Source organism: Streptomyces sp. NPDC002580 (assembly GCF_042889485.1).
GTDB lineage: Bacteria > Actinomycetota > Actinomycetes > Streptomycetales > Streptomycetaceae > Streptomyces.
In genome coordinates this window covers 268,491-284,155 of sequence record NZ_JBIAQZ010000004.1, presented here as the reverse complement: position 1 = coordinate 284,155, position 15,665 = coordinate 268,491, and the positions used below count along the sequence as shown (strand labels likewise).

Sequence of the window (15,665 nt, the reverse complement as noted above, 5' to 3'; positions counted from 1 at the left end):
GAGTGGAGTGGGCGGAGGCATCGATGGTCCGGAGAATCGCCGTTTGGCCGAACCGGCGATCGTCGGCTATGTCGCGTCGCTTTACGGTCAGCGTCGTCGGCTGAAATCGTTCACGGTGCTCGGTGAGGTCAGGGTGTCGGGCGCCGGGGGCCCTTGGTGCCGACTACCTCGTGCGGGTGTGTCGTGGGGGCTTTCGGCCAGGGCGGACAGGTGGGCGCCGCGCCGTAGCCGCCAGACGAGGACGTCGCTGATGGAAGTGGCGGTGTCGAGCTCGCGCCGCCGGGCGGCTTCGGCCAGCAGGGCTGCCGGGTTATGGCCGGCTCTGCGGACGTCGTCGAGGGTGGCGGCCAGGGCGGGCCAGCCAGCCTCGGCCTGGACCCGTGCGGCCAGGCCCGGCAGCACCTGCTGGAGAAGGTCGGCTTGCCGCTGCCGAACACGCGGGGCCAGACGTTGGCCTCGCTGGCAGAGGACGGTCATGGGTTCACCTGCGGCGACTTGGTAGGCGGCGCGCAGGTGTTCGGCGGCTTGTCGGGCGGCGGCCGCCTGCTGGCCGTGGCGCTTCTTGGCGTGCCAGTTCGCCGTGGCGATGACAAGGAAGAAAGCCATGTCGATGAGCATGGCGGTGGTGGCGCCGTCTTCCCCTCGGCCGAGCACGGGCCCGCTGTGGACGAGATCACGGGCGGCCTGGCGCAGGGCGCGATCGTGTCCGCGTGCGGCCTTCACGTGGGATCGGCTGGCCCGCTCGAACACGAACGCCGCCTCGCGCAGCTGAGCGCGGGTGTGGGCGGCCGAGGTCTTGGCGAGCGCATCGAGTATCTCGCCTGCCGCAGCGATCTGGGCTGCCGCTGTGCCGTCATCGCCGTTGTCGATGATCGGCAGGGCTTGCCAGGTGGCGGCGGCCCGGCGACGCGCGAACGCGGGACCTGTCATGTCCGGCAGATCGGGCTGCTCCGGCCGGGAGCCGTCCGCTGAGGAGGCAACCTCCGGGGGAAGGGTCCAGCGTTCGCGGACTCGGGGCAGGGACAGGTCAGGTGCGAGAGTGGAGCCCGCGTAGAACACCGGCTCCTTCTCACTGTTGCGGTCATCGGGCAGCGCGACCTTGTAGCCGAGGAGGTCGCCGGAGAGCGCGACGCGCTTGCGGATCAGAAGACCGGCGGCGGCCAGCCTGTCGAAGAACTCCTCCTCGCCGCCGGCGCCGGCGACCGCGCGCCGTACGGTCTCGCGCAGTTCGTCGCGAGCTGGGCGGTCCCGCCCCTTGCGTTCGGCCTTGTGCCGCTCCGCGCTGGTGGCACGCTTGGCGGCGGTCCCGTCCCCGGCCGCGACCTGGCGCAGGCCGAGTTCCTTTTCGATGAGGCGACACTCGGCCTGGGCGCGCTTTCCGGAGCGGTGGTGGTCGGGGCGGCGGCCGTCCTCGCGGACCAGGGTGGCGACGATGTGGATGTGGTCGTCGGCGTGCCGGACTGCTGCCCAGCGGCAGCCGGCGCCGTCGCCAGGATCGATGCCGGTAGCGGCGACCATGCGGCGGGCGATGTCGCCCCACTGCTCGTCGGACAGGAACGGGTCGTCCGGGGCGGCACGGACCGAGCAGTGCCAGACGTGCTTGTCGGGACGCTGGTCCGAGTTGAGTAGGGACAGGGTCTGGTCGAGGAGGTGTCGCAGGTCCGTCTTCGTCACCGAAGGGTCGCGGCCGGGGTCGGGGGCCATGCTGTCGAAGGAAGCGACCAGGTGCGGGTCGATGTGCTCCTCGCGGGTGCCCTTGCCGTACAGGTAGTGCAAGAGCCCGAGGGTGTTGCTGCCCTGCTTGTGGACGCGAGGGATCAAGTTGCCTGGTTCTCCTGTTGGTTGGTGATCCTGTCGGCCGCTCGTTGGACGGCCTGTGCGGCGCGACGCAGGTCGGTGAGGGCGGCGGCGAAGTGAGGTGCTTCGGCACCGGAGTTGAGGGCTTTGACGGCCTGGTTGACGTTGCTGCCCGCCCAGCCGAGCTGACGACGCACGCCGAAGAGGGCAGTCAGGACGTCCCGTTCGGTGGCGATGGCGGCTGCGGTGCGGGACCGGTCGCGGGCGGCGGCCAAGGCGGAGTAGGCCAGGAAGCCGGCCACGCTCATGTCGACGTGGTCGGCGCCGGATCGGATGATGGCGAGTTCCTGTTCGTTGAGGCGGACGCTGTGGGCGGGGCGCTGCTTCTTGTCGCGCGGACGCGACTTCCCCTTCCTGGACCTGCCCTTCGGGCTGGCTGTACCTGGCTGCGGTCCGCCCTCGGTCGCAGCCTTCCCGTCCGGCGCCCCCTGGTGCCGGACGGGCCCCGCCACCCCTGGGGCGGGTTCGGGTTCGGGCGCTCTCCCTGCGGGGGAGTGTCCGAACCTCCAACTTGCTCCGCCTGGGGCTGCGGTGGAGGGTTCGTCGCTGGGGTGGTCTGGGATTTCGTGGTGTGACAGGTGCATCGGCTCTCTTCGGGGAGGTGGAGGTGGTCTGGGAGGCGTCGGGCTGTTGACGCGTGGTGGCCGTGCGCAGAGGCACCTCGCACCTGGGACTGTGCGTGGTTGCCTCTGAAGCGGACAGGTGGGCGGTGGGGACCGGTCCCCACCGTTCGTTGCTCGGGGGACCGTGCTCCCGGCAGTCGGTGTTCTGGTTTTACGGGCGGGGACCGAGGGGATTGCCGGTCCCCGGTCCCCGGTCCCCGGTCTTCGCGACGGTCCCCGGTCCCCGTGCCTGGGTTCCATTTCGGGGACCGGTTTTCTGGGGGCCGTGTGCGCGGTGACCTGGGTCATTGCGGGGACCGGTCCCCGAATTGCTGGGGGACCGGCTGCTTTTTGTGGGACCGATCCCCGGCGGCCCGTCAGGGGGACCGTCCCCAGGGCGGGGACCGTGAGCGGGACCGGTCCCCTTGTGTCCCCGCTTGGTCCCGAAGCCGGTCCCGTACGGTCCCCGGCAGTCGGGGACCGCGGTCCCCGATGTGATGGGGGACCGACCTCGGGGCGGTCAGGTTCGGGTGTGGCGTCTTCGGTCGGGGCCGGTGAGGATGACGCGTTCGGTCATTTCGGCGAGGCGGGAGGCGACGCGGTCGCCGAGGGTGGTGCGGAGTTCGGTGGTGGGGAGGTTGGTGGTGATGAGGGTGGGGAGCAGGTGCTCGTAGCGGTGGTTGATGAGCCGGTAGGTCAGCTCCTCGGTCCACTCGCTGGTCTTGGCCGCGCCGAGGTCGTCCAGGAGCAGCAACGGGCAGCGGGCCAGGGTCTGCAGCTCGCGTTCGGTGTCCTGTCCGGTGCGGGGGCGGAGGCGGGCGTGGAGGTCGGCGCTGGTGGTGGCTTCCCAGCGCAGGCGGACGCCCCGGGCGAGGAGGGCGCGGACGGCGCCGTACGCCTGGTGGGTCTTGCCGGTGCCGGTGGGGCCGACGATCAGCAGTGAGCCGCCCTCGGAGATGCCGGGCGCGCCAGCCGGGCCCGGGCGCCCTGCTCGGGCGATCTGCTCGGCCCACGCGGTGATCTGCGGGTGGTCGGCGAGGGCGCCGCGGTAGCGGGCGGGTATGCGGGCGTCGGCCATCTCCAGCGCCGTGACCGGTTCGTCGGGCGGGGCTGCCGTCGTGGTGTTCGGATCGACGCCGCGGGCGGTGAGGATCGCTTCGAGGCGGTTCACCAGTGGGCCGACGGTCTGCGGCGGGCGTCTGCGCGTGCCGGTGGTGGTGCTCAGAGCTGGCCTCCGTAAGCCGCCGCGGCATCGGCGGGGTTGGTCCATGCCTGGCGCGGGGCGCTGCGCGGGTTCGCGTTCATCACCTCGTTGACGAGGCTGGGCAGTGCCGTGGGGTGCACTCCCTTGGTCCGCTGCCGGACCAGTGCGGCGCGGATGTGGTCGGGCTTTATGCCCTCGGCGAGAAGGGTGCGGACTTCGCGTCCGAGGTGTCCCAGGAAGCTGGAGGGCGGGCGTTCGGCACACGCGGCGACGTACTCGCCGATGAGGACCTTCGCCGAGACGGTCGCAGGCGCGGGGGCGCTCGCGCCCCCCGAAGGGACAGATCCTAGATCCATGATCCTAGGTCCTAGATCCGGACCGTGAGGGCTCCCGGATTCCTCACCGAGCCCTCCGTGAGTCGGCGGTGAGGGCTCACTGTGCGTGCTCTGACCAGCGACTTCTTCGGCACTCGGGTTTGCCGTCCCGGCTCCGTGAGGACTCACGGAGGGTTCCGGGAGATCTCCATGAGCCCTCGGTGCGGGCTCAGGGGCGAGGTTGAGGCCGAGGTCGTGGCGCGGGCAGTCGGGGTGGCGTACGCCGCTGGGCCGGTTGATCTTCTGGTGGCGGGCGAAGGTGACGACGTGCAGGTACCGCTTGCCGTCGCCGCCCTCGTAGCGGCAGATCAGGCCGGCCTCGTGGAGCTGGCTGAGGTCGTCCTCGACGCCGAGGGGGCCGTGGTCCGGGCGCAGCGACCACAGCAGGCCGGCGATGACCGCGGCCTGGTCGCGGAACCGGCCGTGGTCGTCGGCCTGCGTGAGCAGTCCGAAGAACGTCCGCTCGGCGGAGAGGGACACCATCGCCAGGGATTCGGAGGCGAACGCTTCGGGCTTGATGGTGCGGATACGGGCGATGTCGATCGACCACCTTCGTCGCAATTCGGGACGCCTTCCAGCGGAATGCCGGGGCGTGTGGACAACACAGCCACACCCACGGCTCGGAAGTCCAGAGTTGGTTCTGAAACTCTGTACTGTTCGCCCGGGTTCGGAAACCGTAGGCCCGAATCGCCGGTCAGAGAAATAGGTACCGGAATCCGGCACCTCCGAGCGCATCGCTCACGGCAGACACCAAACCGCTTCCCCCGCCCGGGAAAGCAAGCTACAACACACCAATGCCGCCACGCCCCCTCGGAATCGGTCCCGCCGGACAAGCCACCGCACAGGCCATAGAGCGACTCCGCACCGCGCGCGGTTACTCGCAGCGCCGGCTCGCCGCCCGCGTCACCGCCGTCGGCCGGCCCATGACCTTCACCCAGCTCTCCCGCATCGAACGCCTGGTCCGCCGGTGCGACATCGACGACCTCATGGCCATCGCCGCCGCCCTCGGAGTACCTCCGCACGCCCTCCTCGGCGACGGTTTCGTGCGTCGCCGAGGAGGAAGCGGCGCAACATAACCGACGATCGCCGGTTGGCCAAACCGGCGATCCTCCGGACCATTGAAGCGTTCCCGGCAGTCGCGTCTTTCCATTTCGAGTTCCCATTACTTCTCTTATGTGGGGGACTTGTCCCGCCGACCCGAACCCGAATGCGCGTCAAGTGCAACTGCTCCCTGCCCCAGCAGAAGGTCCTGAATGCCCACCACTCAGTCTTCCGTTCCATCTGTCGCCCTTTCGGCATCGCAAGTCGCCGCTTTCCTGAGCGTCAAGGGTGCTGCCGAATACCTCGGCCTGTCCCCGCACACCCTTTACGTCTGGCGCCACCGGCGGCAGGGACCGCCCAGCTTCCGGATGGGCCCCCGCGGGCGCGTCATGTACCGGCGGAGCGCCCTCGACGCCTGGGTCCGCGAACAGGAGCGGTCCGACTCCCGCTCCAACCCCGAGCTGAGTCCCCTCAGTGCACCCCCGCGGCAGCGCCCCGACCGCGACCACCACAGCGTCTGACGCGCGGCCCCATTGCACCCGCCCGCTCGATCAAACGCTCCGGAGAAGGAGAGACGGCCCTGGCCGGCTACATAGAAGACCGCTGGATCAAGAAGAAGAAGGACCCGGTCACCGGGAAGCGCGAGCGGACGGCGCGCCACGGCACGGGCAAGCGGTACAAGGTCGCCGGCATCCCCGGCGTCCGGGACCGTTCGTTCGAGACGCTGGAGGACGCCAAGGCGTGGCTGCGCCGGTCAGCCACCGATGAGGAGCGCGGCGAGTTCGTCGACCCGCGCGACGGATCGATCACCCTCGCCGACTACATCGCGCGGCACTGGGCGCCGGGCCGGTCGGGCGCCCCGAAGACCCAGGACGGCCAGGAGCGGCGAACACGCCTGCACATCGTCCCGCACCTGGGCCATCTGCCGCTCAGGAGCATCACGGCGGCGGACCTGCGCGCGTACGTCGCGAAGCTGGACGGCACCGTCGTCTCGGTCGACTACCGCCGCGGCATCCTGTCCGAGCTGTCCTCCGTCCTGGAAGCGGCCGTGGACGACAAGCGGCTCGTCGCCAACCCCATGCGGGCGAAGTCCGTGCGGTGGCCCCGGGCCGCGCAGGAGCGCCGCGAGGCGTGGCCGCTGGAGACCGCTCTGCGCGTCCGCGACGTCATCAGCCCGCGGAACCGGATCGCTGTCGTGCTCGGGCTGGGCTGCGGGCTCCGGCAGGGCGAAGTGTTCGGGCTGAGTCCCGAGGACATCGACTACGGACGCGGCGTGCTCCACGTCCGACGCCAGGTCCAGGCGATCAAGGGGAGGCTGTACTTCGCCCTGCCGAAGGGCAAGAAGACCCGCGTCGTCGACATGCCCCCCACGGTGGCTGAAGAGCTGAAGCGTCACATCGCGGCGTTCCCGCCGGTGGAGGTCGAGTTGCCGTGGGGGAAGCCGGAGGCGACCGCGCAGAGGAGGAAGTACTCCCTGCTGCTCACCACTCGGTTCGGCAACGCCATCGCGGTGAACACGTGGAACACCTACACCTGGAAGCCCGCGCTGGCCAAGGCCGGCGTCATCCGGCCCCAGGTGGAGGGGGCGAAGCAGTGGCAGTGGGAGGCGGCCCCGCACGACGGCTTCCACGTGCTGCGGCACACCTTCGCCTCGATCATGCTGGAGGCGGGGGAGTCCGTGGTGACCGTGGCCCGCTGGCTCGGGCACTCCTCACCGGCGATCACCCTCGGTTACTATGCACACTTCATGCCAGAGGCCGGAAGCAAAGGACGTACGGCCGTTGACGCACTGCTGGGGAGGACGGGAAACAGCATGCCGATCCGAACTCCCCAGATTCTCCCCACGGCTGGTCCCGGGCGATCCCGCTCGACGAGCGGTTCGGGGGGGCGGTCGTGGATTGCAAGGCTGAGGGGACAGGTTGGCTCCGGAAATGCTGAGACACGTCACCGCAATCCGCTATATCGAGCCCCTGCATGCGGGCGGCTCCGTCCCCGGAGTCGTCGAGGCCGACGACCTGGGGACCTACGTCGTGAAGTTCACGGGGGCGGCCCAGGGACACAAGGCGCTGGTCGCCGAGATCGTCGTCGGTGAGCTGGCCCGTGCCCTCGGGCTGCGGTTCCCCGAGCTGGTCCTCGTCCACTTCGACCCGGCGGTCGGCGGGCACGAGCCCCATCAGGAGGTCCAGGACCTGCTCCGGGCCAGTGCCGGGCTCAACCTCGGCATGGACTACCTGCCGGGCGCGAAGGACTTCACCCCGGAGATCGCGAGGACCTTCCCGGTCGACCCGCTGGAGGCCGGCAAGGTGATCTGGCTGGACGCCCTGACGGTCAATGTGGACCGCACGGTGCACAGCTCGAACCTGATGGTCTGGCCCACCTTCGGCATCGCGCCACCGCGGCTCTGGCTGATCGACCACGGCGCCGCACTCGTCTTCCACCACCGCTGGGACGCCTCGTCGCCCGAGAAGGCGTACGACTTCCGCGGTCACGCGCTCGGCGGGCACAGCCCGGACACCCGAGCGGCCGACGCCGAGCTCGCGCCCCGGGTGACCGGGGACCTGCTGCGCACGATCCTGGCCGAGGTGCCCGACGCCTGGCTCACGGACGAGCCCGGCTTCGACGGCCCCGACGCGGTCCGGGAGGCGTACGTCGGCTATCTCCTCGCCCGCGTCCGGGCCTCCGCCGCCTGGCTCCCCACGGACTTCCCGACCCGCGAGCAGCTCGCGGCCGAGGACGCCGACCGCGCGGAGCGGACCCAGCGGGGGCGTCCCGACTGGCTCAAACGGGTCCCGGACCTGCACGGCAAACCGGCGGCGGAACAGGATTGGTCGGTGCATCTCGGATGACGGACGGTCGGCGTGTACAGATTGAGTACTGCACCCAGTGCCGCTGGCTGCCCAGGGCGGCCTGGCTGGCCCAGGAACTGCTCACCACCTTCGAGGCGGAGCTCGACGAGCTGTCCCTGAAGCCCGGCACCGGCGGTGTCTTCGTCGTCCGGGTCGACGACGAGGTGGTCTGGGACCGTCGCGAGCAGGGGTTCCCCGAGCCCACGGCGGTCAAGCGGCTCGTACGCGACCGAGTGGCCCCGGAGAGATCCCTGGGCCACTCGGACAGAACCGCGAACGGGCCCGCGGACTGAGATCGGGGCGGACGCCCCATCGTCGCCGGACCGGTCAGCCGGACAGCTGCTCGTACGCCGGCAGGGTCAGGAAGTCCGCGTAGTCCTCGTCCAGCGCGACCTGCAGGAGCAGGTCGTGCGCCCGCTGCCAGGCACCGGCCGCGAAGGCCTCCTCGCCGATCTCGGCGCGGATGTCGGCGAGTTCCCGCGCGGCGATCTCGCGGGTCAGCTCCGGAGTGGCGGCCACCGTCCGCCCGTCGTGCTCGAAGACGACACCGGCGTTGATCCACTGCCAGATCTGCGAGCGCGAGATCTCCGCGGTGGCGGCGTCCTCCATGAGATCGAAGATGGCGACCGCGCCGAGGCCGCGCAGCCAGGCCTCGATGTAACGGATGCCCACCTGCACGGCGTTGACCAGACCGTCGTACGTCGGCCGGGCGTCGAGCGAGTCGACGGCGATGAGGTCACCCGCCGCGACCGACACGTCCTCGCGCAACCGGTCCTTCTGGTTCGGCCGGTCGCCGAGGACGGCGTCGAAGGAGGCCATCGCGATCGGGACGAGGTCGGGGTGGGCCACCCACGAGCCGTCGAAACCGTCGCCCGCCTCCCGGTCCTTGTCGGCCTTGACCTTCTCGAAGGCGATCTTGTTGACCTGCTCGTCGCGGCGCGAGGGGATGAACGCGGCCATGCCGCCGATCGCGTGAGCGCCGCGCTTGTGGCAGGTACGGACGAGGAGTTCGGTGTACGCGCGCATGAACGGGGCCGTCATCGTCACCGCGTTGCGGTCCGGCAGGACGAACTTGGTCCCGCCGTCACGGAAGTTCTTGACGATGGAGAAGAGGTAGTCCCAGCGGCCCGCGTTCAACCCGGATGCGTGGTCGCGGAGTTCGTACAGGATCTCGTCCATCTCGTAGGCGGCCGTGATCGTCTCGATCAGGACCGTCGCGCGGACCGTGCCCCGGGGGATGCCGACGTGGTCCTGCGCGAAGACGAACACGTCGTTCCACAGGCGGGCTTCGAGGTGCGACTCGGTCTTCGGCAGGTAGAAGTACGGGCCTTTGCCGAGGTCGAGCAGCCGCCGCGCGTTGTGGAAGAAGTACAGGCCGAAGTCGACCAGCGCGCCGGGCACGGGCGTGCCGTCGACCAGGAGATGACGCTCGTCCAGATGCCAGCCGCGCGGCCGCATCACGACCGTCGCGAGTTCGTCGTTCGCCTTGAGGGCGTACGACTTGCCGGACCTCGGGTCCGTGAAGTCGATGCGGCGGGTGTAGGCGTCGATCAGGTTGAGCTGACCGGTGACCACGTTCTCCCAGGTGGGCGCCGAGGCGTCCTCGAAGTCCGCGAGCCAGACGCGGGCGCCGGAGTTCAGGGCGTTGATCGTCATCTTGCGGTCGGTGGGGCCGGTGATCTCGACCCGGCGGTCCTCGAGCGCGGCCGGAGCCGGGGCCACCCTCCAGGAGTCGTCCGCGCGGATCGCGGCGGTCTCCGGGAGGAAGTCGAGCGTGGAGGTCCGGGCGATCTCGGCGCGGCGCTCCGCGCGGCGGGCGAGGAGCTCGTCACGCCGGGGCGTGAACAGCCGGTGCAGCTCGGCCACAAAGGCGAGGGCCGCGTCGGTCAGGACCTCCTCCTGCCGGGGCAGGGGCCCGGCGTCGACGACGACCGGCGGGGACGGCGCTGCTGCGGACATGTGCTGTCACTTCCTTCGGCGAGCTGCGTGCGGGCGAGCCACATACGGTCCGTGCGAGCGAACCACGGGTGGCGTCCGCGCGCCCGGCACCCGGTGCCGCGAGTCGCGAGGACGGCGCCGGGCTCCTTGTCACGGCGGGCCGCTTCTGATCAGTGGATAGTAGTTTCCTCATGGTGGAAGTTCAATGGTCTGTTGATGTCGAGACTCTCCGGGGCGGCAGAGGTGGCACGCGGTGCCGGGCCCGCTCCTTCGAGGTGGACCAGGTCGGCCTCCGTGTCGATGTCGTACGCCCGCGCCACGTCCCCGCACTCGACGAGGGTGAGGGTGTCCTCGTGGGCCCGCAGATAGGCGCGCGCGCCCCGGTCGCCGGTGGCGCTCTCCGCGATCCCGGCCCAGTGACCGGCCCCGACGAGCACCGGATGGCCGCGCTCACCCGCGTAGGCCGCCGCGGCGAGCGACCGCGGGGAGGAGTAGGCGGCGAGCACCCGGGACACCGCCTCCCGGCCGATCCCCGGCTGGTCCACCAGCGACACCAGCGCGGCCCGCGCCCCCGAGCCCGCCAGCGAGTCGAGACCCGCCCGCAGCGAGGAACCCATGCCCTCCTCCCACCGCGGGTTGTCCACGAGGGTGCACCCGGCCAGTGAGGCCCGATCCCGTACGTCCTCGGCCCCGGCGCCGAGCACGACATGCACGCGGGCGCAGCCCCCGGCCCGCAACACCGCGACGGCGTGTTCGACCAGAGGGCGTCCCCGGTGGAGCAGGAGCGCCTTGGGGTGGCCCCCGAGACGCCGGCCGCCGCCGGCCGCCAGCAACAGGCCGGCCACCTCGTCCCTGTTCTCCGTCATGTCCCCTGCATACCCGACCCGGGCGGAGCGCGCCCCGGAACCCGGACCCTCGACCGGGTGTTTCCGGACGGAATTTCGGTCCGCGCGGTGGCGCCCGGCGCGTCGGGTGGCGTTTACTGGCTCGGCTCCCCGGCGCCCGACCACCGCCACGGGAGCCGGGGCCGAGGCAGGGAAGACCGGAAGACCGACGCAGAGCGGCGCGCCAGGGGGAGAGCTGTATTGCGGAGCTTGGGGCAGAGGCCAGTGACCGGCAGCGACGAGGACCCGAGGGTGGCGGAACTGAGTATCGCCGTCTCCCGGCTGCGCCGTGAACTCGCCACGCATCCGGCCGAGTTCCCCGACCGCGGCATCGCCGAGGACGAACTCGCGGCCCTCGCCGCGATGGCCGCCGCGGGCGCCCCCGAGATCCCCCGGCTGCGCCGCTCCCTCCTTGTGGTCGCGGGCGCGATCGGCTCGGTCAGCGCCCTGGCGGCCCGGCTCGCGGACGTCCGCGACGCCGTGGAACTCTTCGGAGAGCCCCCGCGCCGAAGCCGACGATGAACGCCTGCGACGCGCCCGCCCGTCCTGTCGGCAAGCTCACCTCTTCGGCCCGTCCGGGATCCGAGCCCTTGGACGTCGCCCTCGGGCGCCGGCCTCTGCGTCACCCCCGGACGTCATGCACCCTGAGGGAGCGCTGCGGGGGCGACACCCGCCGGTGGCGCCCGGTGGTCCGGCCGCAGGGAGTCGACCGGAGAGGGACCATGCGGCCCCGCCGGGGCCGAGGGCCCCTTCGGCGCCGACTCCGGAAGCGCTTCGTGTCCGGCGAGCCGGAGCAGGAAGCGGCACTCGTCCTCGGGCTCCACGAACACCCGCTGCCCCCAGTGGGCGGTGAGGCGCTGCCCCACCTCGATCAGGCGACGGCGGTCCTCGGGTGTGTGCGCCGGGAAACGCGCCCAGCCCTGGTCCGCGATCTTGTCGCCGAGTTCGCTGAACAGCACGGCCCGGAAGCGCTGTTCCTCCTCGTCGGTCAGCGCCGTGGCGGCGCCCTCCGCGGGACGCGGCCGGACGTTGTACAGGTCTCGTGTCATTGGGCGGGGCCCGAGCTGGCCAGCGCCTCCGACAGCTCGGCCGCGACCTGCTGGAGCACGGGCACGATCTTCTCGGTGGCGGCGTCGGTGACCCGGCCGGCCGGACCCGAGATCGAGATCGCGGCGGCGGTGGGGGAGTCGGGCACGGAGACGGCCAGGCAGCGCACGCCGATCTCCTGCTCGTTGTCGTCGACCGCGTAGCCGGTCCGGCGCACCTCTTCGAGCGCGGCGAGGAAGCCCTCCGGCGTGGTGATCGTCTTGTCCGTGGCGGCGGGCATCCCGGTGCGGGAGAGCAGCGCGCGCACCTCGGCGTCCGGGGTGTGGGCCAGCAGCGCCTTGCCGACCCCCGTGGAGTGCGGCAGCACCCGGCGGCCCACTTCGGTGAACATCCGCATGGAGTGCTTGGACGGCACCTGGGCGACGTAGACGATCTCGTCCCCGTCGAGCAGTGCCATGTTCGCGGTCTCGCCGGTCTCCTCGACCAGGCGTGCCAGGTAGGGCCGGGCCCAGGTGCCGAGCAGCCGGGAGGCGGACTCGCCGAGGCGGATCAGCCGGGGGCCGAGCGCGTACCTGCGGTTGGTCTGCTGGCGTACGTACCCGCAGACCACCAAGGTGCGCATCAGCCGGTGGATGGTGGGCAGCGGCAGCCCGCTGCTCGCGGAGAGCTCGCTCAGCCCGACCTCGCCCCCGGCGTCCGCCATGCGCTCCAGCAGATCGAAGGCGCGCTCGAGGGACTGGACGCCGCCACTGGGAGCGGACGATTTGGCGGCGTCGGTGGTGCTGGCGCTGGACGGCGGCACGGCGGCGGTCCTTTCGGGGCGCGGGATCGAGAGGGGACCCGGATCGAGAGGGCGCCCCGAAGCGTCTCGAGCGGGGCGCCGGCGAGTGGCGGTAAGGCAGGGCCGCAGCCTACCCGGCGGTCGGTCGGCTCCCCGGTTGCCCGCCCCCGCATTCTGCTTGCCGGAATCCTACTTCCACTGGATGGAATCATCCAGAGGTGGGAGAGCGGGCGCGGGGCGGGGAAGTGGACCCTTGACGAGCGGAGGGCGGGAGTGAAGACTCCTTCAACAGAAAGTTGAATTCCGTTTCGCGGAAGTGGACCGGCGAGGACGGGAGCCGACGGCGGCGGAGAGAGGGGTCCGGGTGTCCGAAGTCGAACTGGTGCTGCGCTCGACACGCGTCATCACTCCCGAGGGCACGCGTGCGGCTTCGGTCGCGGTCGCCCGGGGGAAGATCGCGGCCGTACTGCCGTACGAAGCCGAGGTGCCGTCCGGCGCCCGGTTCGAGGACTTCGGCGACCACGTGCTGCTGCCGGGCCTGGTCGACACCCACGTCCATGTGAACGACCCCGGCCGCACCGAGTGGGAGGGCTTCTGGACCGCTACGCGCGCCGCGGCCGCCGGTGGCATCACCACGCTGATCGACATGCCGCTCAACTCCCTCCCCCCGACGACGACGGTCGGCAACCTTCGTACCAAGCAGGATGTCGCCCGCTCGAAGGCGCACGTCGACGTCGGATTCTGGGGCGGCGCGCTCCCGGACAACGTCAAGGACCTGCGGCCCCTGCACGACGCCGGAGTCTTCGGCTTCAAGGCGTTCCTGTCACCCTCCGGGGTGGACGAGTTCCCCGAACTGGACCAGGAGCGGCTCGCCCGGTCCCTCGCCGAGATCGCCGGCTTCGACGGACTGCTGATCGTGCATGCAGAGGACCCCCACCACCTGGCGGCCGCCCCGCGGCAGGGCGGCCGGAGGTACGCCGACTTCCTCGCCTCGCGCCCCCGCGACGCCGAGGACGCCGCCGTCCGGGGCCTCATCGCTCAGGCCGCCCGCCTCGACGCGCGGGTGCACGTGCTGCATCTGTCGTCGAGCGACGCGCTGCCGCTGATCGCCGCCGCGAAGGCCGAGGGCGTCCGGCTCACCGTGGAGACCTGCCCGCACTACCTGACCCTGACCGCCGAGGAGGTCCCGGACGGCGCCAGCGAGTTCAAGTGCTGCCCGCCCATCCGCGAGGCCGCCAACCAGGACCTGCTGTGGCGGGCGCTCGCCGACGGCACGATCGACTGCGTGGTCACCGACCACTCGCCGTCCACGGCCGACCTCAAGACGGACGACTTCGCGACCGCGTGGGGCGGCATCTCCGGACTCCAGCTGAGCCTGTCCGCCGTCTGGACCGAGGCCCGTCGGCGGGGCCACGGCCTGGAGGACGTGGTCCGCTGGATGTCCTCCCGCACGGCCGAACTGGCCGGACTCGCCGACCGCAAGGGGGCCGTCGAGGCGGGCCGCGACGCCGACTTCGCGGTGCTGGCCCCGGACGAGACCTTCACCGTCGACCCCGCCGCGCTCCAGCACCGCAACCGGGTGACGGCCTACGCGGGCAGGACCCTCAGCGGTGTCGTGAAGTCGACCTGGCTCCGCGGCGAACGCGTCTTCGCCGAGGGCCGGTTCGCCCGACCCGCCGGACACCTCCTCACCCGCCACCCGTGACCCCGCCGGTGACGCATCCGCCCACTACCGCCCGCCGCCGCCGTCGACCGCCGATACACGTCACCGATACATGTCACCGGTCCGAGTGACCGGTGACATGTGACCGGTCGGCGTCACCTTTCCGTGGCACCGGCCGCCGTTACCGCTCCGTACTCCGGCACCCACCCCGACCCCGACCTCGACCCCGCGACCGCACCCGCATCGCACTCGCACGACTTCCGCACCGGCCGACCCCGAAAGGCAGTTCGATCATCGTGACGGCGCAGCGCCCTTCCGCTCCGGCCACCTTCACCGGGGACGCGAACCCCTACACGGGCGGGGATCCGTACGCGGACTACCGCACCACCGCGTTCCCCTTCACCCGGTACGCCGACCTCGCCGACCGGCGGCTCGGCGCCGGCGTCGTCGCCGCCGGTGACGAGTTCTTCGCCGAGCGCGAGAACCTCCTCGTACCCGGGGCCGCGGAGTTCGACCCCGAGCGCTTCGGGCACAAGGGCAAGATCATGGACGGCTGGGAGACCCGGCGGCGGCGCGGCGCCTCCGCCGAGCACCCCTGGCCGGCCGCCGACGACCACGACTGGGCGCTGGTGCGCCTCGGTGCTCCCGGCGTGATCCGCGGGATCGTGATCGACACGGCCCACTTCCGCGGCAACTATCCGCAGGCGGTGTCGGTCGAGGGCGTGTCGGTGCCCGGTTCGCCCTCTCCGGAGGAACTCCTCGCGGACGACGTGCCGTGGACGACCCTCGTGCCGCGCACGGAGGTCGGCGGTCACGCGGCCAACGGGTTCGCCGTCTCCGTGGAGCAGCGTTTCACGCACGTGCGCGTCAACCAGCACCCCGACGGGGGCATCGCGCGGTTGCGGGTGCACGGCGAGGTCGTGCCCGACCCGCACTGGCTGTCCGTCCTCGGCACCTTCGACGTGGTCGCCCTGGAGAACGGCGGACAGGTCGAGGACGCCTCCGACCTCTTCTACTCACCCGCCACCAACACCGTCCAGCCGGGCCGTTCACGCAAGATGGACGACGGCTGGGAGACCCGCCGCCGCCGGGACCACGGCAACGACTGGATCCGCTACCGGCTCGTCGCCCGGTCCGAGATCCGCGCGATCGAGATCGACACGGCGTACCTCAAGGGCAACAGCGCCGGATGGGCCTCGGTGTCGGTGCGCGACGGCGACTCGGGGGAGTGGACGGAGGTCCTGCCCCGCACGCGCCTCCAGCCCGACACGAACCACCGGTTCCCCCTCACCGCACCGGTCGTCGGCACCCACGCGCGCGTGGACATCTTCCCGGACGGGGGAATCTCCCGGCTGCGCCTCTTCGGCTCGCTGACGGAGGAGGGCGCGTTGGCCCTGGCGACCCGCCACCAGGACCTGGGCGGCTGAG

General features: G+C 71.5%; 14 protein-coding genes and 2 pseudogenes. 8 read left to right on the top strand and 8 right to left on the bottom strand.

Annotated elements, in window-relative coordinates:
* Positions 1 to 87 precede the first annotated feature (87 nt).
* The 4 genes from ACFYW7_RS15370 to ACFYW7_RS15355 all read right to left on the bottom strand — a co-directional run bounded on the left by ACFYW7_RS15370 (position 88) and on the right by ACFYW7_RS15355 (position 4,574).
* On the bottom strand, positions 88 to 1,821 hold the full coding sequence (locus tag ACFYW7_RS15370; RefSeq protein ID WP_389502140.1) for a relaxase/mobilization nuclease domain-containing protein: 1,734 nt from the start codon (positions 1,819 to 1,821) through the stop codon (positions 88 to 90).
* Positions 1,818 to 2,105 (bottom strand): mobilization protein, encoded by a 288-nt coding sequence (locus ACFYW7_RS15365; RefSeq protein ID WP_389502138.1) that lies wholly within the window; start codon positions 2,103 to 2,105, stop codon positions 1,818 to 1,820. Before ACFYW7_RS15365 ends, ACFYW7_RS15370 begins: the two co-directional genes overlap by 4 nt.
* A gap of 874 nt (positions 2,106 to 2,979) precedes the next feature.
* Positions 2,980 to 3,630: an ATP-binding protein gene (locus ACFYW7_RS15360; protein WP_389502136.1), complete on the bottom strand. Its 651-nt coding sequence runs from the start codon at positions 3,628 to 3,630 to the stop codon at positions 2,980 to 2,982.
* A gap of 50 nt (positions 3,631 to 3,680) precedes the next feature.
* A complete protein-coding gene (locus ACFYW7_RS15355; RefSeq protein WP_389502728.1) occupies positions 3,681 to 4,574 on the bottom strand; it encodes a hypothetical protein in 894 nt (297 codons plus the stop codon).
* 257 nt (positions 4,575 to 4,831) lie between these two features.
* Between ACFYW7_RS15355 and ACFYW7_RS15350 the strand changes: the two genes are divergently transcribed.
* The 5 genes and pseudogenes from ACFYW7_RS15350 (at position 4,832) to ACFYW7_RS15330 (ending at position 8,217) form a co-directional block, all read left to right on the top strand.
* Positions 4,832 to 5,113 (top strand): helix-turn-helix domain-containing protein, encoded by a 282-nt coding sequence (locus tag ACFYW7_RS15350; protein WP_389502134.1) that lies wholly within the window; start codon positions 4,832 to 4,834, stop codon positions 5,111 to 5,113.
* Positions 5,114 to 5,290: 177 nt separating this feature from the next.
* The gene (locus tag ACFYW7_RS15345; RefSeq protein WP_389502132.1) at positions 5,291 to 5,599 is read left to right on the top strand and encodes a helix-turn-helix transcriptional regulator; all 309 of its coding nucleotides are present in this window, start codon (positions 5,291 to 5,293) and stop codon (positions 5,597 to 5,599) included.
* Positions 5,494 to 6,762, top strand: a pseudogene (gene xerC, locus ACFYW7_RS15340) (tyrosine recombinase XerC); the annotation flags it as partial. The gene ACFYW7_RS15345 and the pseudogene xerC, both read left to right, overlap by 106 nt.
* Before the next feature lie 247 nt (positions 6,763 to 7,009).
* Positions 7,010 to 7,924, top strand: a complete 915-nt coding sequence (locus ACFYW7_RS15335) for a HipA family kinase (RefSeq protein WP_389502130.1) — start codon at positions 7,010 to 7,012, stop codon at positions 7,922 to 7,924.
* Positions 7,921 to 8,217, top strand: a complete 297-nt coding sequence (locus ACFYW7_RS15330; protein WP_389502128.1) for a SelT/SelW/SelH family protein — start codon at positions 7,921 to 7,923, stop codon at positions 8,215 to 8,217. Before ACFYW7_RS15335 ends, ACFYW7_RS15330 begins: the two co-directional genes overlap by 4 nt.
* 34 nt (positions 8,218 to 8,251) lie before the next feature.
* Here the strand turns inward: ACFYW7_RS15330 and aceB are convergent, their stop codons facing one another.
* Together aceB and ACFYW7_RS15320 are read right to left on the bottom strand one after the other, a co-directional pair.
* Positions 8,252 to 9,883, bottom strand: coding sequence for a malate synthase A (gene aceB, locus ACFYW7_RS15325; protein WP_389502126.1), 1,632 nt, complete (start codon positions 9,881 to 9,883; stop codon positions 8,252 to 8,254).
* 248 nt (positions 9,884 to 10,131) lie between these two features.
* Positions 10,132 to 10,728 (bottom strand): annotated as a pseudogene (locus ACFYW7_RS15320) (NTP transferase domain-containing protein); the annotation flags it as partial.
* A 243-nt stretch (positions 10,729 to 10,971) separates the two neighbouring features.
* Between ACFYW7_RS15320 and ACFYW7_RS15315 the strand changes: the two are divergent.
* Positions 10,972 to 11,268, top strand: a complete 297-nt coding sequence (locus tag ACFYW7_RS15315; RefSeq protein WP_389502726.1) for a DUF5955 family protein — start codon at positions 10,972 to 10,974, stop codon at positions 11,266 to 11,268.
* 113 nt (positions 11,269 to 11,381) lie between these two features.
* Here the strand turns inward: ACFYW7_RS15315 and ACFYW7_RS15310 are convergent, their stop codons facing one another.
* Together ACFYW7_RS15310 and ACFYW7_RS15305 are read right to left on the bottom strand one after the other, a co-directional pair.
* Positions 11,382 to 11,795, bottom strand: coding sequence for a hypothetical protein (locus ACFYW7_RS15310; RefSeq protein ID WP_389502124.1), 414 nt, complete (start codon positions 11,793 to 11,795; stop codon positions 11,382 to 11,384).
* Complete coding sequence (locus ACFYW7_RS15305) at positions 11,792 to 12,595, bottom strand: IclR family transcriptional regulator (protein WP_389502122.1); 804 nt, start codon at positions 12,593 to 12,595, stop codon at positions 11,792 to 11,794. Before ACFYW7_RS15305 ends, ACFYW7_RS15310 begins: the two co-directional genes overlap by 4 nt.
* Positions 12,596 to 12,938: 343 nt before the next feature.
* On the opposite strand from ACFYW7_RS15305, the gene allB reads away from it, so the two are divergent.
* Together allB and alc are read left to right on the top strand one after the other, a co-directional pair.
* Positions 12,939 to 14,279: an allantoinase AllB gene (gene allB / locus ACFYW7_RS15300; protein WP_389502120.1), complete on the top strand. Its 1,341-nt coding sequence runs from the start codon at positions 12,939 to 12,941 to the stop codon at positions 14,277 to 14,279.
* Positions 14,280 to 14,533: 254 nt separating this feature from the next.
* Positions 14,534 to 15,664 carry an allantoicase gene (alc, locus tag ACFYW7_RS15295; protein ID WP_389502118.1) on the top strand — a complete coding sequence of 377 codons (1,131 nt, stop codon included), beginning with the start codon at positions 14,534 to 14,536 and terminating at the stop codon, positions 15,662 to 15,664.
* Position 15,665 lies beyond the last annotated feature (1 nt).

Bases quoted from the DNA above. Each gene is read 5' to 3' on its own strand.
- ACFYW7_RS15310 (WP_389502124.1), bottom strand. From the start codon at position 11,795: ATGACACGAGACCTGTACAACGTCCGGCCGCGTCCCGCGGAGGGCGCC.
- ACFYW7_RS15365 (WP_389502138.1), bottom strand. From the start codon at position 2,105: ATGAGCGTGGCCGGCTTCCTGGCCTACTCCGCCTTGGCCGCCGCCCGC.
- ACFYW7_RS15335 (WP_389502130.1), top strand. From the start codon at position 7,010: ATGCTGAGACACGTCACCGCAATCCGCTATATCGAGCCCCTGCATGCG.
- ACFYW7_RS15350 (WP_389502134.1), top strand. From the start codon at position 4,832: ATGCCGCCACGCCCCCTCGGAATCGGTCCCGCCGGACAAGCCACCGCA.
- ACFYW7_RS15345 (WP_389502132.1), top strand. From the start codon at position 5,291: ATGCCCACCACTCAGTCTTCCGTTCCATCTGTCGCCCTTTCGGCATCG.
- aceB (WP_389502126.1), bottom strand. From the start codon at position 9,883: ATGTCCGCAGCAGCGCCGTCCCCGCCGGTCGTCGTCGACGCCGGGCCC.
- ACFYW7_RS15330 (WP_389502128.1), top strand. From the start codon at position 7,921: ATGACGGACGGTCGGCGTGTACAGATTGAGTACTGCACCCAGTGCCGC.